This is a genomic window from Roseibium sp. ROS1 (genome assembly GCF_054658215.1).
In genome coordinates this window covers 1,167,846-1,189,077 of record NZ_BAAGIG010000001.1, presented here as the reverse complement: position 1 = coordinate 1,189,077, position 21,232 = coordinate 1,167,846, and the positions used below count along the sequence as shown (strand labels likewise).

Genomic DNA, 21,232 nt, shown 5'->3' with positions numbered 1-21,232 from the left:
GTGACAAAACGCGCGGTGTCGGCTTGCGTTCCATCAAAATGGCGCCCTAGACGCGACGTGAACGAGCGCGTATACGACACGCGCGCTGTTAGCGCCGATCCGGCGCGATTCAAACCAATCAGACCAAAAGGCATTTCGCCATGATTCACGGTCTCTCCCGGCCGAAAAACCAGATCCGCTGGCTGCTGCTGGAAGGCATTTCGCCGACCGCGCGCGCGGTTCTTGAAAAACACGGTTATACAAACGTTGAAGTCCTGTCCGGAGCCCTGGAAAAGGACGCGTTGATCGACAAGCTGCAGGGCGTCCAGATGCTCGGCATCCGCTCCCGCACCCAGGTCACCGAAGAGGTTCTGGAAGCGGCCAAGAGCCTGGTTGCCGTCGGCTGCTTCTCCGTCGGCACCAACCAGGTCGACCTCAAGGGCGCGCTTACGCGCGGCATCCCGGTGTTCAATGCTCCCTTCTCCAACACGAGATCCGTGGCCGAACTCACCGTTGCCGAAATCGTCATGCTGATGCGTGGCGTCTTCCCGAAATCCACCGCGGCCCACGAAGGCCGCTGGATGAAAAGCGCTGCTGGTTCCCACGAAGTTCGCGGCAAGACACTTGGTATCGTCGGCTACGGCAATATCGGCACGCAGTTGTCGAACCTGGCCGAGGCCATGGGCTTGCGGGTGATCTACTTCGATCTCGTCGACAAGCTGCAGCACGGCAACGTTATGCCGTCCGAAAGCCTCGATGGCCTGCTGGCTGAATCCGATGTCGTGTCCCTGCATGTTCCCGATACGCCGGAAACGCGCGACATGTTCGGTGCTGACCAGATTTCGAAGATGAAGAAGGGCGCGTTCCTGATCAACAACGCCCGCGGCAAGGTTGTCGATATCGACGCTCTGGCCGCCGCGCTGAAGTCCGGTCACCTGGCAGGCGCTGCCATCGACGTCTTCCCGGTCGAGCCGAAGTCCAACAAGGACGAATTCCTGTCGCCTCTGCGCGGCCTCGACAACGTCATCCTGACCCCGCACGTGGGTGGTTCGACGGAAGAGGCCCAGGACCGGATCGGCGAGGAAGTCTCCAAGCGACTGGTGGAATACTCCGATGTCGGGTCCACCATCGGCGCCGTCTCGTTCCCGCAGGTTCAACTGCCCAAGGGCACGTCGGCCACGCGTTTCATCCAGGTGCACCACAATGCTCCCGGTGCCATGCGCACGCTGAACGACCTCTTCACCCGGCACAACCTCAACATCTGTGCCCAGTACATGCAGTCCCATCTGGACATCGGCTACGTCGTTCTGGATGTCGACAGCCCGGTGGAAGATCCGGTCAGCATTCTGGAAGAGATCCGCACCCTGCCCAACACCATCCGAGCAAGGCTGCTTAACCGGGTCTGATCGTCCCGGCCTTCAGAAACGACAAAAGCCCTGGACCGGTTCCAGGGCTTTTTCTTTTTCAAATGCTTTGGCTTACCAGATTGGTCTAATCCACCGTGACCGGGCTGAAGACCCGATTGCGCCCCTGTTTCTTGGCTTCATAAAGCCGAAGGTCCGCCTGCCGGAACAGGGCCTCCATTGTGTCGCCGTCCTGCGGCGCACTGGCCAGACCGATGCTGACCGTTACCTTTTCCGGAAGATAGATCTTGCTGAAGCGCTCGATCGCCTTGCGCAACCGCTCGGCCATGGAGGTCGCGCCTTCCACCGACAGTTTCTCGCACAGAAGCACGAACTCTTCGCCGCCCACCCTGTAGAGGTGATCGTCGGAACGCAGATTGTCGGCCAGAAGCCGGGCAACCATCTTCAGGATCTCGTCACCGGCCTGATGGCCATGCCGGTCGTTCACCTGTTTGAAGTGATCGATGTCGATCACGAGCAGGGACAGGGGCCGGTTTTCCTGCAGGTTCTTGGCCAGGATTTTGGGCGCATTCTGGTCGTATTGGCTGCGGTGAAGCGTGCCGGTCAGGTGATCGCGAATGGAAGCTTCCAGAAGCTTGTGGTAGCGCTCCCGGTAGGTCAGCACCTGAAACACGTCCTTGAAGGACCTGTTGGTGAGCCAGCTGCTCTCGTTGTCGAAATACTTCAGGTAGAGGATGAACAGCGCCGTATAGACCAGCGTAGCCACCATCTTGGCCGCCCAGCCGCCGACAAACACATGCCAGGGTGCACCGGAAACATAATGCAGCGCCAGGAAGAACCCGGCCTGGTCGAATGTCAGCACTGCCGCGCCGCAGATCAGGAAACGCAGACCCAGGTGCCGCCCGACCCAATTGCCGATCCGCTCATAAAGCACGATGATCGCGATCGCGTCGACAAACAGCAAGATGGTGCCCCAGACCATCAGCAGTCCCATTTCATCGATAAAGGCGAAATCCGGATTGCGGCCGTCCGTGACCGAGATGGTATCGTGGTTCCGCAGGATCATCACCAGTGCGACGATCAGGAAGTTGCCGATCAACAGGCCGTAGATCGGCTGGCGGACGATCAGCGCATCCTCGCGGATGTAGAGCAGCAGGATCATCAGAAGCTTGCCGGAAAAAAGCACTGTCGACCCGGGGGAGACGATGCCGAACGGCAACTCGATGTAAAAGACGCTGGCGAGATATGTTTCCAGGAAATGCATCACACCAAGCGCGCACATGAAGACGCCGATACCGATCACCTGACGAGCCCGCAGAAGGCTCATCATGACGATGAAATAAACGGCTGCCTGGGCCAAGAGGAGGAGCGCGTTGGAGATGGCCATGGATTACCTGGTAGTTTTCTCGATCCGAGACCTCGATGTATGCATTGATTCTCGTTCGGATCGACACCGAAATCGGTTTCAGTCCGGAACAAGCTTAAGAATCGGGCCCCTTGCGGCCAGTCTTAGAGGAAACGGCGGAACCTGAAAACCTAGTCGTAATACTGTACTGCGACCTTGTGCGGGCTCGCCGAACCCTGCGTTGCAACCCTACATGAGAGGCGGAAACCTGTCATTGCCCGCGAAAGCCCCAAGACGATGGAAACCAGACGCAACGTCAAACCGGCCCCGCCTGCCCTTGCGCATCTTCCCGACAACCTGATCGTCTTTGATGGCATTTGCGTTCTGTGTTCCGGCTTTGCCCGGTTCGTCGCCAGGCACGACCGGACAGCAGGCTTTCGCTTTGTCGACGCCCACTCGGACATCGGTCAGGCACTCTACCGGCACCACAGGCTCGACCCGCAGAAGATGGAAACCAACATCGTTATCTGCCGCGGCCGAGCCTACACCAAAATGGCGTCCTTCACCGCAGCCATGAAAAGTCTCGGCTGGCCCTGGAAGGCGCTCACGGTACTGGATCTTCTGCCGCGCAGGCTCGCGGACTGGACTTATGACAGGATTGCCCGAAACCGCTATCGTCTCGGCAGACGAACCTGTCCCCTGCCGTCGGCTGCGCTGAAGGAACGGCTCCTTGACTGAACTTTCCCGAAGGAAGCCGATCGTCGTTCTCGGCGGCTATGGCGTTTTCGGCGGAAAGCTGGCCGAGGCGCTGCTGAGACACGAGCATCTGGAGGTCATCGTCGCAGGCCGCAGCCAGCGAAAGGTTGAAGCCTTCTGTCGCCGGCATGGCGGCACTGCCGCCTTTCTGGATCGGACGGCACCTGATTTCGCTGCTGCCCTTCTCGCCCTTCGGCCTTTCGTCACCGTCGACGCCGCCGGTCCGTTTCAGGCCTACCGGCAAGCCCCCTACGCTGTTGCGGAAGCCGCGCTTGCAGCCGGCAGCCATTATCTGGATCTTTCCGACGATGCCGGGTTTACCAGCGGTATTACCGCGCTCGACGAGCAGGCACGCTTGCGCGGACTGACCGTGCTTTCAGGCGTTTCCAGCGTACCGGCTCTCTCTTCGGTTGCGGTCGAAGCTCTTCGGGATGAGTTCTCACAGGTCGACCTGATCGAAAGCTCCATCCTGCCGGGTAATCGTGCACCTCGTGGCCTCTCCGTCATCGAAGCGATCCTGACCCAGTCCGGCAAGCCCGTTTCCGTCTACCGCGATGGCGGATGGACAAAGGTCATCGGCTGGTCCGGTCTCTCCCGGCGCCGGATCGGCCCTGAAGGCAGCAGCGGTCTTTCAAAGCGCTGGTCGAGTTTCATCGGCGCGCCGGATCTGACACTCTTTCCCAAGGTCTACAACGCCCGAACAGTGCTGTTCCGGGCAGGACTTGAACTCTCCCTCCTTCATCTGGGTCTCTGGGCTCTTTCCTGGCTGGTGCGTCTTCGCCTTGTCAGGTCACTGCAAGCTGCCGCTCCACTCCTTCGTACTGTCGCGGGCTGGTTCGAACGGTTCGGGTCCGACCGCGGCGGCATGGAAGTCCAGCTTGCCGGGCTTGGCAAGGACGGCCAGCCGTTGTCCGCCAGCTGGACACTGATTGCGGAAGCCGGCGACGGGCCGCATATCCCGGCAGTCCCGGGCGCTATCTTGTGCAAGCACCTTGTCGAAGGTGTTGTTCCAGCCGGAGCGCGGCCAAGCCTTGGTGAATTCAAGCTGGCAGACGTCGAGGAGGCCACCGCTCATCTGAACGTCCGCACCTTCACTGCAAAGCAGGCTGAACCGGTCTTGTTCCAGCAGGCACTCGGCAGCAGCACCTTCAAAGCTTTGCCTGAAGAGATCCGCTCCCTTCACACAGTGTTTGACCACCGGCAATGGATCGGTGAGGCAAAGGTCACGCGCGGCACCTCACGGCTCGGCCAGTTGCTGTGCCGTATCGTCGGCTTTCCGCCCGAAGCAGATGCAACTCCGGTGAAAGTGACAATCGATCGGCAGGGCGACAAGGAAATCTGGCAGCGCAATTTCGGCGGCAAGACTTTCCGCTCCGTGCTCAGCCTGTCAGGAGCACCGGGGTCCGGCGTGGTTCAGGAGCGTTTCGGACCAACAACGTTCAACATTCACCTGAACCTGAAAGGCGATGCGCTCGCCTATCCCGTTCGCAGTGGCAAGCTGTTTGGCATTCCCTTGCCGCGCTGGTTGTTGCCGATCAGCGAAACAGCCGAGACGGCACCGGATGGCATCTTCCGCTTCGACGTCGAGATCTCCCTGCCCGGTCTCGGGCGGCTCGTGCGATATCAAGGGTGGCTGAAGCCCCACCAACACTGAAAAACATTGTCTCTAGTGACAATTCCTCGTTTGACTTCAACGGCTTTTGACACAATCTTGCGAACCTGACCCAGTCTCTTAAAGCCAGATCAGAACCGTTTTCACCGGACTTTCAATCATGCCTGCCGTTTCGCGCCTTTCCGTCAATGTCAACGCCATCGCCATGTTGCGAAATCGCCGGGATCTGCCCTGGCCGAGCGTGACTGGCCTTGCGGCCGTCGCGATGGAAGCCGGCGCCAAGGGCATCACCGTGCATCCTCGTCCGGACGAACGCCATATCCGCAAGACGGACGTGTTCGAGCTGTCCGAGCTGATCGAGGACCGGTTCCCGAACAAGGAACTGTGCCTGGAAGGCTATCCAGCCCCCGATTTCATGAAGCTGGTGGAGGAAGCTCGCCCCGAACAGGTCCTGTTCGTGCCGGACGACCCTCAGCAGTCCACCTCGGACCATGGCTGGGACTTTTCGAAAGACACCGGCACGCTGGAAACGGCGATTGCCGCCGCCAAGGAGTGGGCGGTCACGGTCTCGCTCTTCTGCGATCCGGACCCGGTTGCCCCCGAACACGCTGCCAGGCTCGGGGCGGAACGTATCGAGATCTACACCGGCCCTTATGGTGCCTGCTACGACGACCCGGCACGCGCCGAAAAGGAACTCGACATGATTGTCGCCACGGCGGAAGCCGCCCAGGCCTGCGGGCTCGGCGTCAATGCCGGGCATGATCTGACCGTCGAAAACATTCCTGCCCTGATGGCGCGCGCGCCCTTCATTCGGGAAATGTCGATCGGCCACGGCTTTACCGCCGATGCGCTGATCCATGGCTTTGCCGAAAGCGTTGCCCGCTTCCGCCGGGCCATGGGCGAGATCTGATGAACGACACTTTGGAGAAGCAGGTCGCGTTTCTTCTGGAAACCGACAAGCTGAAGGAAGTCGTCCGGCTGAACCAGCTCACGGGCGGCGCCCGGCGCGAGACCACGGCCGAGCACTGCTGGCACGTGATCCTGCAGACGCTGACACTTGCCGAGCACGCCCCTGCCGGCACCGACATCAACCACGTCGTCAAACTGCTCGCCGTTCACGACCTGGTCGAGATCGACGCAGGCGACCACTGGGTCACTGACGACAATCGGGCCGGCATCAAGGATCTGGAACAGGCAGCCGCAAGCCGACTGTTCGCCCTGCTTCCCTCATCGCAGGGCCTGGATTTCAAGGCTCTTTGGCTGGAGTTTGAAGCCAACGAAACACCGGAAGCCAAATTCGCCAACGCGATGGACGCGCTGCATCCGATGGTGCTGGTCTTTGCATCCGGCCTGGACGATCCGACCCATGAACCCATTTCCGCCGAAGCGTTGAAGCTGACGAAGGAATCCCGCCTGTCTCCCTTCCCGGGTCTTTGGGATTTTGCCCAGGACCTGCTGAACAAGGCCGTACGCGACGGCCGGCTGCTGCCCTGAAACATCCTTCCGGCTGCACCCCGCAGCCTTTTCTCGAGAACCGAAATGCCGATAGATCTTTGGCTCGTCTTTATTGCCGTCTCGCTCCTGCCTGCCGTCAGTCCCGGTCCCGCAGTCATGCTGGCCATTTCCAACACGCTCCGGTTCGGCCGTAACGCGACCCTCGCTTCCGCGGCAGGCAATGCCACGGGACTGGTAATCCTGGGATACGCGGTCGCCCTCGGCTTCGGCGCCCTGATGGCAGCCTCCGCCGTGGCCTTCACGGTGCTGAAGGTCATTGGTGCCGCCTATCTCATATTCATCGGCCTCAAGATCTGGCGCGACAAGTCTGCCTTTCACGTGGAAGATGGTGTCCTGATTGCCCGCAAAAGCCCCAGAAAGCTGTTCCTGGAAGCGCTGCTCGTTTCCGTCACCAATCCGAAGGCGATTCTGGTCATCACCGCGCTGTTCCCGCAATTCATGCGCGCCGACGGCATCGATCTCACGGAGATCTCGGTACTGTCCTTCACCTATGCCGCATTGTGTTTCGCCAACCATGCCGCAATTGCCTACGCAGGTGGCCACATGCGCCGCTTCCTGACGTCTGCAAAGCGCATGCTGTGGGTACGCCGGATCACAGGCACGCTCTTTGTCGGCTTTGGTGCAGCACTGGCGGCTGCCAGCCGGTAAAAGGCGCAAACTGGTCGGTCGTTGGGGGATCACGATACGGGGCGAATCCGATAGGCTCGCCCCTAGCCTCCTTCAACCGGATCAGTCCCTTGCCCTTCAGGATCCTTACATTTTGCGGCAGTCTTCGTGCCGCATCGTCCAATCTGGCCCTGCTGAGCGCAGCAGAACGACTGGCGCCCAACGGGCTCGTTCTCAACCGCTATGACCGCATCGGCGATCTGCCGCATTTCATGCCGGATCTGGATATTACCGACCACCTGCCGGAAATCGTCATCGACCTGCGCGAACAGGTTGCGCGCGCCGACGGGCTGCTGTTCGCCGTGCCGGAATACATGCATGCACTGCCCGGCAGCTTCAAAAACACTCTCGACTGGATGGTTGGCTGTCAGAAGTTTCCGGGCAAGCCGGTCGCGCTTGCCCACGTCACCTCCCGCCACGCCTTTGCCCCGGTTCAGCTGGAAGAGATCCTCCGAACCATGTCCGCCGAAATCGTCAGCGAAGCCGGATTTTCGCTTGGTCTAACCAGCAATGCCATCACCCCTGAGATGATCTGTACGGATGTCTCCCTTGCCGCAATCGTCACGCGACACCTGGACCGATATCAAACCTGGCTAACCCGAGAGCGTGGCTGAGGCCCTTTCGGAAATGCAGCCCGCCTAGTCTGCCGGATCGATCACCAGAAGAAGCCGCGGTCCACTTGCCGGGGTTGCGGCCGGAGACCGGTGCAAGAGAGCGGTTCTTTCGCCACAAGACCATTGCCGGCCGCGAAAAACGGCAACGCCCCCAGGCGGCACCTGACGGATGCGGCCAGGCTCCTCGGCCACATTTTCCGGAACATATTCCGTGCCCGCCCCGCGATAGGTGCACAACAACCGGGCGCGAACATTGTCCAGGTGGAACTTCGGACACATGACGTCTTCCGAAACATCCAGCCGCAATCGCAGCAGACGCACTGTCAGCGTCTTTGCCAGCATCAGGGCAAGTGCCCCGACATCACTTGCCAGCATGTCCCTCTCCCGACACGCAGGAAGTCCATGGCTCTCGCAAGCCGCCCGGACAGCCGCCTCTGCCAGATGCACAGGCACCACCGTGCGCAGGTCCGGCAGGTTGTCTTTCGGCAAGGCATTCACCCACCTCTGAAATTCGGGATCCGGCGTTCGACGCCAGATAGCGGCGGCGATGCCCGGATCGCGAATGTCGGCGAGAATGTCCGGATCCCGGCCGATAATCACATCCCGTGCGGCAGGCCCGTTCGAAAGGGAGACCACCTTCGGTTCCAGCGCTGTCATGCTGCGCGGTCCGCATGGCGGAAGGTTGGAAAGGGATCCGGCAGTTGCGCAAAGGCCGAAAGATCGTTCCCCGCGTTTTCGCCGATCAGGCACGCGTCGAGCCGACTTTTCAGAAGTGGCCAGTCGATGCCCGCACCGATGAAGACAATTTCCTGCCGCCGGTCGCCAAACGGCTCGACCCAGAGCGACTTCGCATAGGCCCGGGCGCGGTCGTCATCCGGCCAACGCTCCTGCGGCACCGACGCCCACCAGGTGCCAAGCGGACTGATGCTGGAGAGCGCCCCGGCCAACGAGAACTCGATCACCCACTGCGGCCGGCTGCCGATCCAGAAATGGCCCTTGGCGCGGATCACGCCCGGTAACTGCCCGTTGAGCAGCTCATGGATCTTTTCCGGTTCGAAAGGCCGCCGTGCACGGTAGACGTAGGAGGCAACACCATATTCCTCGGTTTCAGGAATGTGGTCGGCAAAGCCGTAAAGCTCCTTGGCCCACATCGGGTGTTCATGAGCCTTTTCAAAATTGAAGAGCCCCGTGTTCAGGATGTCGGAAGGCGAGACTTCCGAGTAGTCGGTCTCGATAATCTTCGCATCCGCGTTGAGACTGCGGATGATCTTGCGGGCAGCATCCACCTGTCCGGCCGACGCGGCACCCACCTTGTTGAGAACCACCACATCGGCAAACTCTATCTGGTCCGTCAGGAGATGCACCAGCGTGCGTTCGTCCTCCTCGCCCAGCACCTCGCCCCGATCGCTCAGGAAATCATGGCTGGAGTAATCCTTCAGCAGATTGACCGCATCGACCACCGTCACCATCGTGTCGAGCCTTGCCACATCGGCAAGGCTGTCGCCGGCTTCGTCTCGGAATTCGAAAGTCGCTGCCACCGGCAACGGTTCGGATATCCCCGTTGATTCAATGAGCAGGTAGTCGAACCGCCCTTCGCCAGCCAGGCGGCGAACCTCGTTCAGCAGATCGTCGCGCAAGGTGCAGCAGATGCAGCCATTGGACATCTCGACAAGGGTTTCCTCGGTCTTGCTCAGCTCCGCACCGCCAGCCCGCACCAGGTCTGCGTCGATATTCACCTCCGACATGTCGTTGACGATTACAGCCACCTTCAACCCGGAACGGTTGTTGAGGATGCGATTGAGCAAGGTGGTTTTTCCCGCTCCAAGGAACCCGGACAGAACGGTTACAGGCAGGCGTCGATCGGACATAAGGCCTCCAGCAAGTTTGATATGTTATGTTATTACATATCAAGTCTGTACTTTATTGCCGGTGACCAAGGCAACCGTTTTTTGAGCCAGGGCGACCGAGGCTAACTGGCGGCAGGACAATGGAAGGGAATTTCAGGCAGCAGATCCGGGGCGCTCATCAGTCGTCCGGTTTGCGAGGCCGGCGACCGGCCGGCCAGGGAACCCGAACTGTTTCAGAAAGGCAGCGGCGCGTTGTCCGTCACTTCCTTCATGACAAAAAACGTGCGGGTCTGCCGCACACCCGGCAACGCAATCAGCTTTTCGCCGTGCAGCTTGTTGAAGTCCGCCATGTCCCGTGTGCGGATCTTCAGGAAGTAATCGAAGTCGCCCGCCACCAGGTGGCAATCGAGAACAAAGTCCGCCTTGCGAACCACTTCTTCAAACTCGGCAAAACTTTGCGGGGTCGACCGGTCCAGCACCACGCCCACGATCACAAGGGCAGATCTGTCGACCTTTTGCGGATCGATATGCGCGCGCACGCCCTGAATGAAACCCTCGTCGAACAGCCGCTGCGTCCGCCTGTGACAGGTGGCCGGGCTGACATTTACCAGACCGGCAAGTTCAGCGTTGCTGAGGCGGCCATCTTCCTGCAGCAGCTTGAGAATTTTGCGATCAATCCGGTCGAGCTCACCAGCCATGGAAGAATCTTTCAGTTTTTTGAAAAAAATTCGATGATTGAGGAATTCATACCCATCTCAGTATCTCATTGACAGAAAAAATATGCCAAACTTTGAAAGCACCTTTCTGAAATTTTCTGCAAGGCTCAAAGGGTCAACAATCAATCCGGTGTGCTCCATGAACCTCAGCAAGTTTGAACGCTATCCCCTCACCTTCGGCCCAACGCCGATCGAACCTCTACCCCGGCTTTCCGAAGCGCTTGGCGGTAAGGTGGACATTTATGCAAAGCGGGACGACTGCAACTCCGGCCTTGCCTTTGGCGGCAACAAGCTGCGGAAACTGGAATATATCGTACCCGACGCGATCGCTTCCGGCGCGGACACGCTCGTTTCCATCGGCGGTGTGCAGTCCAACCACACCCGCATGGTTGCAGCCACCGCCGCCAAGATCGGCATGAAATGCGTTGTGGTGCAGGAAAAATGGGTACCGCACTACGATGCGGTCTACGACCGGGTCGGCAACATTCTGCTGACGCGTCTGATGGGGGCGGATTCCCGTCTGGTCGACGACGGCTTCGACATCGGCATTCGCCAGAGCTGGGAAGACGCAATGCAGTCCGTGCGCGATGCGGGTGGCACGCCTTACGGCATTCCTGCCGGGGCATCCGTCCACAAATACGGCGGCCTTGGTTACGTGCGCTTTGCCGAGGAAGTGAGGCAGCAGGAAGAAGAGCTCGGTTTCACCTTCGACTACATCATCGTCTGCGTGGTCACCGGCTCCACCCAGGCCGGAATGATCGTGGGCTTCGCCGACCAGAACCGGGCGGACCGCGTAATCGGCATCGACGCCTCCGGCACCCTTGACCAGACCCGTGCGCAGGTCCGCCAGATCGTCGACAACACGGCCTCCCTTGTGGAACTTGGCCGCGCGGTCCGGGACGACGAGATCGTAATCAATCCCGACTACGCCTACCCGGCTTATGGTGTTCCCTCTGAAGAGACAAACGACGCCATCCGGCTTGCCGCCAAGACCGAGGCAATGATCACCGACCCGGTCTATGAGGGCAAATCGATGCAAGGCATGATCGACCTGGTCAAGAAGGGCAAAATTCCCGCCGGATCGAAGGTGCTCTATGCGCACCTCGGCGGCGCCCCCGCCCTCAATGGCTATAGCTACTATTACAAGGACGGCTGATTATGAGCAGGCGGCCGCTGCCTTATCGCAACGGCCGACTTTTTCCTGCGGTCTGACAGGCGGTCAAAGGCCTGTCAGCTTTGCACCTTGCAATCGAAAGACGTGCCCTGAGGCCAGTCCACCATGGCCTCGTCTCCCTTGATCCAGAAAAGAATGCCGAAATCGCCTTCGTAACGCGCGCCGGATCCGCTCGGACCCTGCACCACGATCTCCGTCGTGTCACCGCGCTCCAACCGTGCAGACGGTGGCTCGGTATCGAAGAAGGTCGCCACAATCTCGTCTGCCGGGTTTTCGTTGCAGGTGTAAAAGACCGGGGCCTGTCCCTTGATCAGTTGATAGCGCGCTGTCAGTTCCGCGATCCGGCGTTCATAGGCCGAGCGGACGCAGGAGAGTTCGTCGTCACTCTTCCAGCATTCGTCGCGCCCTTTCACCCAGCCGCGCTGATAGGCCTTCAGCGTGTTGAGTTCCTCTTCGGCGCCCGCATCAAGCGACTTCACGACGCCAACCGCACCTTCATAGATATCAGCCAGTTTCTGGTCCAGTGTTCCCAGATCATCATTCGAACAGACCAGCTTTTCGGCCGAACTTTCCGCCTTCGCACAATCGAAGGCCGGGCCGGCTGCCCAAGCCGCCGGCACAAAGGCGAACCCGGCAACAACGAGCCCAAGACCAACTGCAAAACCACGCATGAGAATGCCTCCCGAAAGACCTGTAACAACAGATCTAACGGATCTCAGGTTGATGGCAAGATTTGGGTCGCCGGCAGATATTCGACCACACGGTCAGACCGGCCTTCTGCATCCACCCGGTTGGAGCGAGCCCAACCGGCGAGAAGTGCGATGTTCCAGCAAGAGGCCTCAGGCGGCTTCCGCCCGTTTGAGCTGCTGATGCTCGTCCTCGACAAGTCCGATTTTCCAGTAGCCGGAAATGTAGGTGTCCGCCTTCGGCACTTTCCGTTCGTTGTGAAGATGATCCCGAAGAGCCCGAATGACGGAGCTTTCACCTGCAATGCAGGTCTGGATTGTTCCCGCAGGCCATTCCAGAGATTTTACGAGGTCAACCTGCGCGGTTGAAGGCAGATGCGGGTTATCCTGGACCAGCCATCTGATTTCCACGCCTTCTGGTGCTGCAATCTCGCGCTTGTCGTCTTCTGACGGAACTTCGAACAGGACAAGACCCCTTGCCTCGCGCGGCATAGCCTCCAGCGTCGCTTCGACCACCGGCATTGCCGAAAGGTCTGCGGCCAGCAAATACCAGTCGGCATGAAACTCGGTGATTTTCGGCTGGCTTGGGCCGAGAAAACCCAGGAAATCTCCTTCTGCCGCCCGCTGTGCCCAGCGCGTTGCAGGCCCTTCGTCGCCGTGAGCAACAAAGTCGATATCGAGTTCCAGCGTATCCCGGCGGAAAGAACGGACGGTATAGGTGCGAACCGGATGGACGCGTTCGGAAGGCCCGTCCGGCGCATAATGCGCTTCGAAGGCTTCGCGGCTTTCGCCGTCGCGCGGCAACAGCAACTTGCAGTTCGCGCCCTCGTGCCCTTCGGGAAAACCCTGCAACTCCGGGCCGGCAAAGGTGACACGGATAAGATTTGGACTGAGGTAGTGCGTCGACTTGACGGTTAGAAATCTGGGCTGTCGTTTCGCAGGAGTGGCCAAGGAGGACCTCATAAATCTTGAGTTATAATCTCAAGATTTAACATCGACGATCGTCGATTTAAAGATCTGCCTTTCGGAAAAGTGTAACGGCACCTTGCAGAAGGGACCTGCGCGGTTCCGAGCGAAGTATGCGCTGCACCTAGCCTGGATGGCGCGTGCGCGGATCATGTTATTCCGGAAAAAAGCCTGAGCCCGCCGATTGACGGGCTCAGGCCGGGAAAACACTCTGCAGATCAGTCGCGGATGATCGGCTCTTTCAGATCGCCAGGGTTCTTCTCCTTGATGATGTCCCAATTGAGGGTCGCCTTGCGGATATATCCCGGCACATCTTCCTCGAACCGCTCCTGCACCTTCAGGGAGTTGTTCAGGTAAAGCTTGCCGTCGACGATCGACCAGGCTTCCGGCACCACCGGCACCTTGAAACCCATGGCGGCACCGAAGGCACAAAAGCCACCGTATTGAGGGGCATATTTCGCCGGGTCGGCAACGAACTTGTCACGGTTTTCCGCGGAAGAGAACTTCCAGGTCACATCGTCATATTCTGCGGTGAATTCATCGGAGCCGGCAACAGGCTTGCCGTCCGTGAAATAGGCAACCGGATCGGTGCCGCCGATTGCAGCCCCGCCTTTGGTGAAAGTGGTGATCTCATCAGCGGAAGCGGTAAAGGCAGCAGCGGAGAAGAGCGCGGTCAGTCCCAGCAGAACGGATTTGGACGTATAGAGCGGCATGTGCGTCTCCATTGGGGTGTGAATGGCGTGTTCAGGTGAAGCCTAACGCTCCACGCGGAAAAAAACATGTCTTCTGCCGCAGAATTTGGCCAATCACCCTTGATCACAGAGCCGCTAACGGCGAGCGAGAAAATCGTGATGGCGGCTGGCTTCACAATCCGGGGAGGCCCGGCAGGTCCGGGCGTGGTACGGGTTGGCGCGGTGCCACCAGCCCCAGCACCAGATAGATGGCCGTTTCTATGTCCCTCGTCTCGATCCTGATATTGCGGATCAGCAGGCGGAAATAGATGAGGCCGAGAAGCAGGTCGATCCGCGCTTCCATGTCAGCTTCGAACGGGGTCGCGATGAAGATCTGCCGCAGGACCAGACGTCTGGCAGTCTCCGCCTCATCGAGGACGCCGGCAAGGTCCGGCCTGCTTCGATAGGGAACCAGTGCCCGAACCGCCGCGCCCAACGCGGTATCCTGCAAGGCCGCAACGGTGTTCGACAGACACTGCCGCAGATCCTCCGCAACGCTGCCCCGCTGAGGCGGTGCCGGGTTCACGCTGGCAAGAGCTGCTTCGACAGACGCCGCAATCAGCGCCCCCTTGTCCGCATAGCGCCGGTAGACCGCCTGCTTGCTGGTGCGCGCTCGCGCCGCAATGGCGGCAATCGTCGTCTTTTCGTAGCCGTTTTCGGCAAGCTCAATCAGCGTGGCCTCCAGAAGCGCCTTGCTGACCCGGCCCTCCCGCGGCCGGCCGGCAGCGCCTTCCTCAGGCATCTCCAGCCTCCGCAACCGCAGCACTTTGAAGATTTGCCTCGTAGTCCTGAAAGCCATTCTCGATGCCGGTCGTCACATTGACGATCCGCGCATAGGGTTTTGAGAAGATCACCGTGTCGCGCAGTTCCTCCCACAAGTGATGATAGGCGCGCATGTCGGAAAACCGGCAGATCGCAAAATCCGAATACCCGCCTGCCAGGGCATCGGCGTCGAACCATTCGAAGGCAACCTCTGGATGACGCGCCAGGATTGTGCCGATCTGGCCGGCAATCTCGCCTCTTTCCTGGCGGCTGAGCGCCAGCCAGGCTGGTTCGAAAGCCAGATAGACGATGGCCGCCATCGGCAATGGCCGGATCGTTTCGCAAGACTGGATCACGCGCGAATCCCTATTTCGGTTCCCATTGGTACCGATTTATTCCGATTTCTCCCGCAAGGCAAGCCTGCGCTCTTGCCTTCCCCGCGCGGCCGCCGCAAGAAGAGCGCAAGCCATGAGCGGATTTCCGCTTCAGGCACCAGTAACGACGAGGAACACATGTCTGTTGATACCGATACGGTGAAACGCGTTGCCCGGCTGGCGCGCATCAAGGTGAGCGAAGAAGACGCGACCCGCATGACTGGCGAGTTGAACGCTATTCTCGGCTTTGTCGAGCAACTGGACGAAGTCGATATTTCCGGCGTCGAACCGCTGACGTCCGTGGTTGAACAGACCATGAAAAAGCGCGCCGACGGCGTGACCGACGGCAACAAGGCTGCCGACATCACCCTGAACGCACCGGCCTCCGAAGATCATTTCTTCATGGTGCCGAAAGTCGTCGAATAAGCGGACCAACCCGGATGATCGCACCCGTTCCAGCTATTGCCGTCGAAACGTCCTTGTCTGCCGACATGGGTGAGATGATTGCCGAGCTGAACGACCTGCTGCTGACACTTAGCCCGCCCGAGGCCTGCTACCACATGACGGCTGAAGAGATGTCCGGCGAGGCAACGACTGTCTTCGTTGCACGGATTGACGGCAAGGCAGCTGCCTGCGGTGCCCTGCACCGGCACGCTGACGGCATTGCCGAGGTCAAGCGCATGTACACCAGACCGACCTTTCAGGGCCTCGGCCTGGGAAGCCGCATTCTGGACCGGATCATTGAGCTGGCAACCCGGGAGGGCATTTCCATGCTCGTTCTGGAAACCGGCGACAAACACCCGGCAGCCTGGCGCATCTATGAACGAGCCGGCTTCAGCCGCTGCGGACCGGTGCTCGATTATCCCGACAGTCCCTATTCCATCTTCTATTCCCGGCCGCTGGCGGCCGCCTGAGAGTTCAAATCCATGACCGATCTGACCAAACTGACCATTGCCGAGGCCCGCGAAGGCCTGAAAAACAAGGACTACACGTCCCTGGAACTGACCGATGCCTTCATCAAGAACATCGAAGCCGCCAATGAAAAGCTGAATGCCTATGTCACCGTGACCACCGACAAGGCGCGCGACATGGCAAAGGCATCCGACGCCAAGCTTGCCAAGGGCGAAGGCGGTGCGCTGGAAGGCATCCCGCTTGGGATCAAGGACCTTTTCGCCACCCAGGGCGTACACACCCAGGCCTGCAGCCACATTCTGGACGGCTTCAAACCCGCTTATGAATCCACCGTTACGTCCAACCTGTGGGCCGACGGCGCGGTCATGCTCGGCAAGCTGAACATGGACGAGTTCGCCATGGGCTCCTCCAACGAAACCTCTTATTACGGCCCGGTGATCAACCCGTGGCGGAAGAAGAACTCGAACCAGGATCTCGTCCCAGGCGGGTCTTCCGGTGGTTCTGCCGCCGCCGTTGCCGCCCGCATGTGCATGGGCGCCACCGCAACCGACACCGGCGGCTCCATCCGTCAGCCGGCCGCGTTCACCGGCACTGTCGGCATCAAGCCGACCTATGGCCGTTGTTCCCGCTGGGGCGTTGTTGCCTTTGCTTCCTCGCTCGACCAGGCCGGCCCGATTGCTCACACCGTTCGGGACAGCGCGATCATGCTGAAATCCATGGCCTCCGTCGACGCCAAGGACACCACCTCGGTCGATCTGCCTGTGCCGGACTATGAAGCGGCCATCGGCAAATCCGTGAAGGGCCTCAAGATCGGCATTCCGGCGGAATACCGTCTGGACGGCATGCCTGCCGACATCGAAGCGCTCTGGCAGAAGGGTATCGACTGGCTGAAGGATGCCGGTGCGGAAATCGTCGACATTGCGATGCCCCACACCAAATACGCCCTGCCGGCCTACTACATCGTGGCACCGGCGGAAGCTTCCTCGAACCTCGCCCGTTACGACGGTGTGCGCTACGGCCTTCGCGTTCCGGGCAAGGACATCGTCGAGATGTACGAGAACACCCGTGCAGCAGGCTTCGGGGAAGAGGTCAAGCGCCGTATCCTGATCGGCACCTATGTGCTGTCCGCCGGTTACTACGATGCCTACTACCTGAAGGCCCAGAAGGTTCGCACTCTCATCAAGCGCGACTTCGACCTGGCCTGGGAAAACGGCGTCGACGCAATCCTGACCCCGGCAACCCCTTCGGCAGCCTTCGGCGTTGCCGACCAGGACCTTCATTCCGACCCGGTGAAAATGTACCTCAACGACATCTTTACCGTGACCGTGAACATGGCCGGTCTTCCGGGCATTTCCGTTCCGGCCGGCCTCGACAACAATGGCCTGCCGCTCGGTCTTCAGCTGATCGGCAAACCCTTTGAGGAAAGCACCCTGTTCCAGGTCGGTCAGGTCATCGAAGATGCCGCCGGCTCGTTCTCACCGGAAGCCTGGTGGAGCTGATCCCGTTTGTTGATATGCGCCCCGGACCTTTCATCGGCCCGGGGCTGCACACCTGATTTTCTCCGGTCCGTCACAGCCTGACCATGAAATCGCCGCCGCCTTGTGCCGGCAGTCCCCTCAAGAGCATGTTCCTGGCGTGAACTGGGTTGGAGCAAACATCCCTCCACCGTCATGCCATGGCTCAACCGTGGCATTTGTGCCGTACCCTTTCATCATTATTCGCTGATGCTTGCGGCTTCTCATACGAACTGCACGGATTTCCGGGTCGAGCCCGGCAACAACGGAGCGTGGATTATGGGTTTCAATCCAAGGCAGAGCCGACGTTCGTTGATTTTACTCCCAGGCCTGTGTTTCCATCCGCAATTCCAGCATCGACGTCTGGAGCAAGCCGTGGCATGACGGGCTGACAGGGAAAAGAACGCGCGACCAGGATTGCCGGCAACACCATGCATGACATTGAAACCCTCGTTATCGGTGCCGGTGCCGTTGGACTTGCGATTGCACGTGAGCTGGCGCTCACCGGTCGCGAGGTCATGGTGCTGGAACAGCATGGCCTGATCGGATCGGAAACCAGCGCCCGCAATTCGGAAGTCATCCACGCGGGCATCTACTATCCCACGGGCAGCCTGAAGGCTCGGTTTTGTGTGGAGGGCAAAGAACGGCTTTACCGGTTTTGTGCCGAGAATGGCGTCGGTTTCGAGCAGATTGGAAAACTGATCGTTGCGTCCAATAACGATCAGTTGGAGCAACTGCAGTCAATCCGTCGCAAAGCGGCGGAAAACGGCGTTACAGATCTCGTATTCCTGGACCAGGACAGCCTGAACGAAGCCGAACCGGAGCTTGCCTGCACCGGCGCACTGCATTCCCCTTCCACAGGCATCGTCGACAGTCACGGTTTCATGCTGGCTCTCCAGGGAGAGCTCGAGGCTAACGGCGGTCAGGTTGTGCTGAACACGAGAGTTGCGCGCCTCGAGCGCCTGGCTGATGGCGGTTACCGGGTGCATGCGGAAACGGAGGGAACGGAAACCTATGCCCTCACCTGCAAGGAGTTGATCCTGTCCGCAGGCCACGGCGCACCTGCCCTGGCTGCCGGGCTTGAGGGTGCCAATCCACCGGCCGCCTACCTCGCAAAAGGCAGTTATTTCAAGCTTCAGGGCAAGGCTCCTTTTTCCAAGCTCATCTACCCCGTGCCGGAACCCGGCGGGCTCGGTGTTCACCTGACACTCGACCTGCAGCACCAGGCACGCTTCGGTCCGGATGTCGAATGGGTGGAGGTTGCCGACTACAGGGTGGATCCCGCCCGGGGCGACAGGTTCTATGCCGCCATCCGCAGCTACTGGCCCGGCCTGCCGGACGATGCACTCCTGCCCGACTACTCCGGCATCCGGCCCAAGATCGCCGGTCCGGGTGAACCCGCGGCCGATTTCCGAATTGACGGGCCGTCAGATCATGGCCTTGCGGGCCTGGTCACGCTCTACGGAATCGAATCCCCCGGCCTCACATCGGCCATGGCAATCGGAAGTTACGTCACCCAGCTGGTTACAATCGGCCTCTGAGCGGAACTTTTTTCAAAAAAATATGAAACCAACCTGCTGTTTGGACGTTTGAAAGTCGAACGAACAAGCGTACGATGTTGCATTGCACAGGAATGCCATTTTTTGGACCGGTTTTCTCCATAAAATTGCTGCAGTGCGCGTGCTCATTCAAAAGTGAACCAAAAAGAACACTTTAATTTCAACAAGGTGGCCAATCGTCGTGATCAATCGGCGCACGTTTTTATCGGCAACGGCCCTGGCGGCCGGTGCTCTGGCAGGCGCGGACATCCGCACTGCACTCGCAGCAGAGAATACCGCACCTGCACAAACAGGCGGAGCCTTTGCGGCAGGCGAAGAGTTTAACTTTTCCGCGCTCGTCGAGCGCATGAAAGAAAAGGCCGGGAACGCATTTGCGCCCGATGTACCGGCTCTTCCCGAAATCCTCGCCAACCTCGATTATGACCAGCATCGTGCAATCCGGTTCAATCCCGAAAAGTCCGTCTGGAAGGACACCGGCAGCAACTATCAGCTTCAGGCGTTCCACCCGGGCTGGCTCTACAAGGAGCCGGTGGAACTTTATGAGATCGTCGACAGCAATATCAGCGAACTGCACTTCACCGGCGCGGACTTTGAGTATCGCGAGCCGCTGGATCCGGAAAAATTCAAGGATGTGGATCTGCCGGGCATCGCCGGCTTCCGCCTGCACCATCCGCTGAACACTCCGGAATATTTCGACGAGTTGGTGGTGTTCCTGGGAGCAAGCTATTTCCGCGCGCTCGGCAAGGGCAACGTCTACGGCCTGTCCGCACGCGGACTTGCGATCGATACGGCCATCGCCGGACCGGAAGAGTTTCCGCGTTTCACGAAGTTCTATCTGGAGCGGCCGACGGACGGCGCTGCCGAAATGCGGCTCTATGCCGAACTGGAAAGCGAGCGCGTTGCCGGTGCCTACCAGTTCACGATCAAGCCGGGCATCAACACGGTTGTGGAAGTGGATGCGCACATTTTCCTGCGCGACGATGTCGAACGCCTCGGAATTGCGCCACTGACTTCGATGTATCTGTTCGGCGAGAACGACCGCACCAACTTCGACGACTATCGCCCGGAAGTTCATGACAATGACGGTCTCCTGATCCTGCGCCAGAATGGCCAGCGTCTGTGGCGGCCGGCCCGCAATCCGGAAAAGCTTGCCCTGTCCTTCTTCAACGAGGAGAACCCGGCAGGCTTTGGCCTGTTGCAGCGGGACCGGAATTTCGATCATTACCAGGACACGGAAGCCAAGTATCAGCGCCGCCCGTCGCTGTGGATCGAGCCGATCAACGACTGGGGCAACGGCCAGGTCATGCTGGCGGAAATCCCGGCCGAAAAAGAGATCTACGACAACCTCGTTGCTTGCTGGGTGCCGGAAAATGGCGCCAAGGCAGGCTCCGAACATCGCTTTGCCTATCGGATGATCTGGGGCCGGGAACCGGAACCGGGAACCGAGCTGGCACAGGTAATCGCGACCAGCACAGGGCATGGTGGCGCGGCTGCCTCGGATCCGGACCCGAAACTGCGCAAGTTCGTCGTGGAATTTGCCGGCGGAAATCTGGGTGACATGGGTGCGGAAGCTCCTCTGACACCGAGACTGACCCTGCAGAACGGCAATGTGGAGCATCAGTTCGTCCAGCGGCTGGAAAGCGGCAGCTGGCGTGCCGTGCTCGATATCGCACGGGACGACGAGGAAATACCGGTCGAGTTCATTCTCGCCCTGCAACTCGACGGCACCGATGTAACGGAAACCTGGATGTATCAGTGGAGTGGGAACAGATGACATCGCATGTGAGTATCGATCAGACGACCAGTCCGACCCTTTTTGCCGACAGTAAGCTGCTTGAAGAAATCAGGACTGTCCTGAAGCGGCCCGACCTTGGCGACGACGTCCTCTTGTCCGTTCTGTCCGGTTCTGCCGCCACGCGCCGTGGTATCGACCATTTTAGCGGCACGCCGCAAGACCGGGCTGCCTTCATCAGGACATTGCCCGTGCCTGCACCCCGTCACGGGCTGGAAATGCCCCATCACGACCTCAACCCGCCACTGGCCGTGCGCTTTGCCCCGCTTGTCGCCCTGTGGCAACGGGCTGTGCAGCCGCTTGCTCCGCAGTTGAAGCGCGTTCCGGTTCCAGCCAAGGACCGCTGAC

At 59.8% G+C, this 21,232-nt stretch carries 23 protein-coding genes; 14 read left to right on the top strand and 9 right to left on the bottom strand.

Annotation, left to right across the window (positions count from 1 at the left end; all coding sequences use genetic code 11):
* The first annotated feature begins 140 nt into the window (after positions 1 to 140).
* Positions 141 to 1,385, top strand: coding sequence for a phosphoglycerate dehydrogenase (serA, locus tag ACYQ6M_RS05340; RefSeq protein ID WP_023000587.1), 1,245 nt, complete (start codon positions 141 to 143; stop codon positions 1,383 to 1,385).
* Between the two features lie 85 nt (positions 1,386 to 1,470).
* Here the strand turns inward: serA and ACYQ6M_RS05335 are convergent, their stop codons facing one another.
* A complete protein-coding gene (locus ACYQ6M_RS05335) occupies positions 1,471 to 2,730 on the bottom strand; it encodes a GGDEF domain-containing protein (RefSeq protein ID WP_023000586.1) in 1,260 nt (419 codons plus the stop codon).
* A gap of 255 nt (positions 2,731 to 2,985) precedes the next feature.
* Between ACYQ6M_RS05335 and ACYQ6M_RS05330 the strand changes: the two genes are divergently transcribed.
* The 6 genes from ACYQ6M_RS05330 (at position 2,986) to ACYQ6M_RS05305 (ending at position 7,851) form a co-directional block, all read left to right on the top strand.
* Entirely contained in the window at positions 2,986 to 3,426 is a 441-nt protein-coding gene (locus ACYQ6M_RS05330) for a thiol-disulfide oxidoreductase DCC family protein (protein WP_460072562.1), read from the top strand.
* Positions 3,419 to 5,098, top strand: a complete 1,680-nt coding sequence (locus ACYQ6M_RS05325) for a DUF4166 domain-containing protein (RefSeq protein ID WP_460072561.1) — start codon at positions 3,419 to 3,421, stop codon at positions 5,096 to 5,098. The genes ACYQ6M_RS05330 and ACYQ6M_RS05325 overlap by 8 nt, the downstream gene beginning before the upstream one ends.
* Before the next feature lie 118 nt (positions 5,099 to 5,216).
* Positions 5,217 to 5,966 carry a pyridoxine 5'-phosphate synthase gene (locus ACYQ6M_RS05320; RefSeq protein ID WP_460072559.1) on the top strand — a complete coding sequence of 250 codons (750 nt, stop codon included), beginning with the start codon at positions 5,217 to 5,219 and terminating at the stop codon, positions 5,964 to 5,966.
* The gene (locus ACYQ6M_RS05315) at positions 5,966 to 6,550 is read left to right on the top strand and encodes an HD domain-containing protein (RefSeq protein ID WP_077292395.1); all 585 of its coding nucleotides are present in this window, start codon (positions 5,966 to 5,968) and stop codon (positions 6,548 to 6,550) included. The genes ACYQ6M_RS05320 and ACYQ6M_RS05315 overlap by 1 nt, the downstream gene beginning before the upstream one ends.
* 45 nt (positions 6,551 to 6,595) lie before the next feature.
* Positions 6,596 to 7,219 carry a LysE family translocator gene (locus ACYQ6M_RS05310; RefSeq protein WP_023000581.1) on the top strand — a complete coding sequence of 208 codons (624 nt, stop codon included), beginning with the start codon at positions 6,596 to 6,598 and terminating at the stop codon, positions 7,217 to 7,219.
* Positions 7,220 to 7,308: 89 nt separating this feature from the next.
* Positions 7,309 to 7,851: an NADPH-dependent FMN reductase gene (locus ACYQ6M_RS05305; protein ID WP_460072557.1), complete on the top strand. Its 543-nt coding sequence runs from the start codon at positions 7,309 to 7,311 to the stop codon at positions 7,849 to 7,851.
* A 24-nt stretch (positions 7,852 to 7,875) separates the two neighbouring features.
* On the opposite strand, the gene ACYQ6M_RS05300 is transcribed toward ACYQ6M_RS05305, so the two are convergent.
* From ACYQ6M_RS05300 to ACYQ6M_RS05290, 3 genes are all read right to left on the bottom strand, one after another.
* The gene (locus ACYQ6M_RS05300; RefSeq protein WP_460072555.1) at positions 7,876 to 8,508 is read right to left on the bottom strand and encodes a DUF1826 domain-containing protein; all 633 of its coding nucleotides are present in this window, start codon (positions 8,506 to 8,508) and stop codon (positions 7,876 to 7,878) included.
* A complete protein-coding gene (locus ACYQ6M_RS05295) occupies positions 8,505 to 9,719 on the bottom strand; it encodes a GTP-binding protein (RefSeq protein WP_460072553.1) in 1,215 nt (404 codons plus the stop codon). The genes ACYQ6M_RS05300 and ACYQ6M_RS05295 overlap by 4 nt, the downstream gene beginning before the upstream one ends.
* A 212-nt stretch (positions 9,720 to 9,931) precedes the next feature.
* Positions 9,932 to 10,396, bottom strand: coding sequence for an Lrp/AsnC family transcriptional regulator (locus ACYQ6M_RS05290; RefSeq protein ID WP_075283526.1), 465 nt, complete (start codon positions 10,394 to 10,396; stop codon positions 9,932 to 9,934).
* 157 nt (positions 10,397 to 10,553) lie between these two features.
* Between ACYQ6M_RS05290 and ACYQ6M_RS05285 the strand changes: the two genes are divergently transcribed.
* A complete protein-coding gene (locus ACYQ6M_RS05285; protein WP_228872285.1) occupies positions 10,554 to 11,570 on the top strand; it encodes a 1-aminocyclopropane-1-carboxylate deaminase in 1,017 nt (338 codons plus the stop codon).
* Between the two features lie 74 nt (positions 11,571 to 11,644).
* On the opposite strand, the gene ACYQ6M_RS05280 is transcribed toward ACYQ6M_RS05285, so the two are convergent.
* The 5 genes from ACYQ6M_RS05280 to ACYQ6M_RS05260 form a co-directional block, all read right to left on the bottom strand.
* Positions 11,645 to 12,259, bottom strand: coding sequence for an MliC family protein (locus ACYQ6M_RS05280; protein ID WP_460072551.1), 615 nt, complete (start codon positions 12,257 to 12,259; stop codon positions 11,645 to 11,647).
* A gap of 168 nt (positions 12,260 to 12,427) precedes the next feature.
* Complete coding sequence (locus ACYQ6M_RS05275) at positions 12,428 to 13,225, bottom strand: siderophore-interacting protein (RefSeq protein WP_173017336.1); 798 nt, start codon at positions 13,223 to 13,225, stop codon at positions 12,428 to 12,430.
* A gap of 233 nt (positions 13,226 to 13,458) precedes the next feature.
* On the bottom strand, positions 13,459 to 13,953 hold the full coding sequence (locus ACYQ6M_RS05270) for a YHS domain-containing (seleno)protein (RefSeq protein ID WP_031269160.1): 495 nt from the start codon (positions 13,951 to 13,953) through the stop codon (positions 13,459 to 13,461).
* 151 nt (positions 13,954 to 14,104) lie between these two features.
* Entirely contained in the window at positions 14,105 to 14,713 is a 609-nt protein-coding gene (locus tag ACYQ6M_RS05265; protein WP_460072549.1) for a TetR-like C-terminal domain-containing protein, read from the bottom strand.
* Entirely contained in the window at positions 14,706 to 15,089 is a 384-nt protein-coding gene (locus ACYQ6M_RS05260; protein WP_152506053.1) for a darcynin family protein, read from the bottom strand. The genes ACYQ6M_RS05265 and ACYQ6M_RS05260 overlap by 8 nt, the downstream gene beginning before the upstream one ends.
* A 156-nt stretch (positions 15,090 to 15,245) precedes the next feature.
* Here ACYQ6M_RS05260 and gatC point away from each other — a divergent pair, with 156 nt between their 5' ends.
* The 6 genes from gatC to ACYQ6M_RS05230 all read left to right on the top strand — a co-directional run bounded on the left by gatC (position 15,246) and on the right by ACYQ6M_RS05230 (position 21,231).
* The gene (gene gatC, locus ACYQ6M_RS05255; protein WP_023000570.1) at positions 15,246 to 15,533 is read left to right on the top strand and encodes an Asp-tRNA(Asn)/Glu-tRNA(Gln) amidotransferase subunit GatC; all 288 of its coding nucleotides are present in this window, start codon (positions 15,246 to 15,248) and stop codon (positions 15,531 to 15,533) included.
* A gap of 14 nt (positions 15,534 to 15,547) precedes the next feature.
* A complete protein-coding gene (locus tag ACYQ6M_RS05250; RefSeq protein ID WP_460072546.1) occupies positions 15,548 to 16,021 on the top strand; it encodes a GNAT family N-acetyltransferase in 474 nt (157 codons plus the stop codon).
* A gap of 12 nt (positions 16,022 to 16,033) precedes the next feature.
* On the top strand, positions 16,034 to 17,518 hold the full coding sequence (gene gatA / locus ACYQ6M_RS05245) for an Asp-tRNA(Asn)/Glu-tRNA(Gln) amidotransferase subunit GatA (RefSeq protein WP_023000568.1): 1,485 nt from the start codon (positions 16,034 to 16,036) through the stop codon (positions 17,516 to 17,518).
* Between the two features lie 446 nt (positions 17,519 to 17,964).
* Positions 17,965 to 19,074, top strand: coding sequence for an NAD(P)/FAD-dependent oxidoreductase (locus ACYQ6M_RS05240; protein ID WP_460072544.1), 1,110 nt, complete (start codon positions 17,965 to 17,967; stop codon positions 19,072 to 19,074).
* A gap of 199 nt (positions 19,075 to 19,273) precedes the next feature.
* Positions 19,274 to 20,866, top strand: a complete 1,593-nt coding sequence (locus ACYQ6M_RS05235; RefSeq protein WP_460072542.1) for an OpgD/OpgG family glucan biosynthesis protein — start codon at positions 19,274 to 19,276, stop codon at positions 20,864 to 20,866.
* Positions 20,863 to 21,231 (top strand): hypothetical protein, encoded by a 369-nt coding sequence (locus ACYQ6M_RS05230; protein ID WP_023000565.1) that lies wholly within the window; start codon positions 20,863 to 20,865, stop codon positions 21,229 to 21,231. Before ACYQ6M_RS05235 ends, ACYQ6M_RS05230 begins: the two co-directional genes overlap by 4 nt.
* Position 21,232 lies beyond the last annotated feature (1 nt).

Bases quoted from the DNA above. Each gene is read 5' to 3' on its own strand.
- serA (WP_023000587.1), top strand. From the start codon at position 141: ATGATTCACGGTCTCTCCCGGCCGAAAAACCAGATCCGCTGGCTGCTG.
- ACYQ6M_RS05335 (WP_023000586.1), bottom strand. From the start codon at position 2,730: ATGGCCATCTCCAACGCGCTCCTCCTCTTGGCCCAGGCAGCCGTTTAT.
- ACYQ6M_RS05330 (WP_460072562.1), top strand. From the start codon at position 2,986: ATGGAAACCAGACGCAACGTCAAACCGGCCCCGCCTGCCCTTGCGCAT.
- ACYQ6M_RS05320 (WP_460072559.1), top strand. From the start codon at position 5,217: ATGCCTGCCGTTTCGCGCCTTTCCGTCAATGTCAACGCCATCGCCATG.
- ACYQ6M_RS05315 (WP_077292395.1), top strand. From the start codon at position 5,966: ATGAACGACACTTTGGAGAAGCAGGTCGCGTTTCTTCTGGAAACCGAC.
- ACYQ6M_RS05310 (WP_023000581.1), top strand. From the start codon at position 6,596: ATGCCGATAGATCTTTGGCTCGTCTTTATTGCCGTCTCGCTCCTGCCT.
- ACYQ6M_RS05300 (WP_460072555.1), bottom strand. From the start codon at position 8,508: ATGACAGCGCTGGAACCGAAGGTGGTCTCCCTTTCGAACGGGCCTGCC.
- ACYQ6M_RS05295 (WP_460072553.1), bottom strand. From the start codon at position 9,719: ATGTCCGATCGACGCCTGCCTGTAACCGTTCTGTCCGGGTTCCTTGGA.
- ACYQ6M_RS05290 (WP_075283526.1), bottom strand. From the start codon at position 10,396: ATGGCTGGTGAGCTCGACCGGATTGATCGCAAAATTCTCAAGCTGCTG.
- ACYQ6M_RS05285 (WP_228872285.1), top strand. From the start codon at position 10,554: ATGAACCTCAGCAAGTTTGAACGCTATCCCCTCACCTTCGGCCCAACG.
- ACYQ6M_RS05280 (WP_460072551.1), bottom strand. From the start codon at position 12,259: ATGCGTGGTTTTGCAGTTGGTCTTGGGCTCGTTGTTGCCGGGTTCGCC.
- ACYQ6M_RS05270 (WP_031269160.1), bottom strand. From the start codon at position 13,953: ATGCCGCTCTATACGTCCAAATCCGTTCTGCTGGGACTGACCGCGCTC.
- ACYQ6M_RS05265 (WP_460072549.1), bottom strand. From the start codon at position 14,713: ATGCCTGAGGAAGGCGCTGCCGGCCGGCCGCGGGAGGGCCGGGTCAGC.
- gatC (WP_023000570.1), top strand. From the start codon at position 15,246: ATGTCTGTTGATACCGATACGGTGAAACGCGTTGCCCGGCTGGCGCGC.
- ACYQ6M_RS05250 (WP_460072546.1), top strand. From the start codon at position 15,548: ATGATCGCACCCGTTCCAGCTATTGCCGTCGAAACGTCCTTGTCTGCC.
- gatA (WP_023000568.1), top strand. From the start codon at position 16,034: ATGACCGATCTGACCAAACTGACCATTGCCGAGGCCCGCGAAGGCCTG.
- ACYQ6M_RS05240 (WP_460072544.1), top strand. From the start codon at position 17,965: ATGCATGACATTGAAACCCTCGTTATCGGTGCCGGTGCCGTTGGACTT.
- ACYQ6M_RS05230 (WP_023000565.1), top strand. From the start codon at position 20,863: ATGACATCGCATGTGAGTATCGATCAGACGACCAGTCCGACCCTTTTT.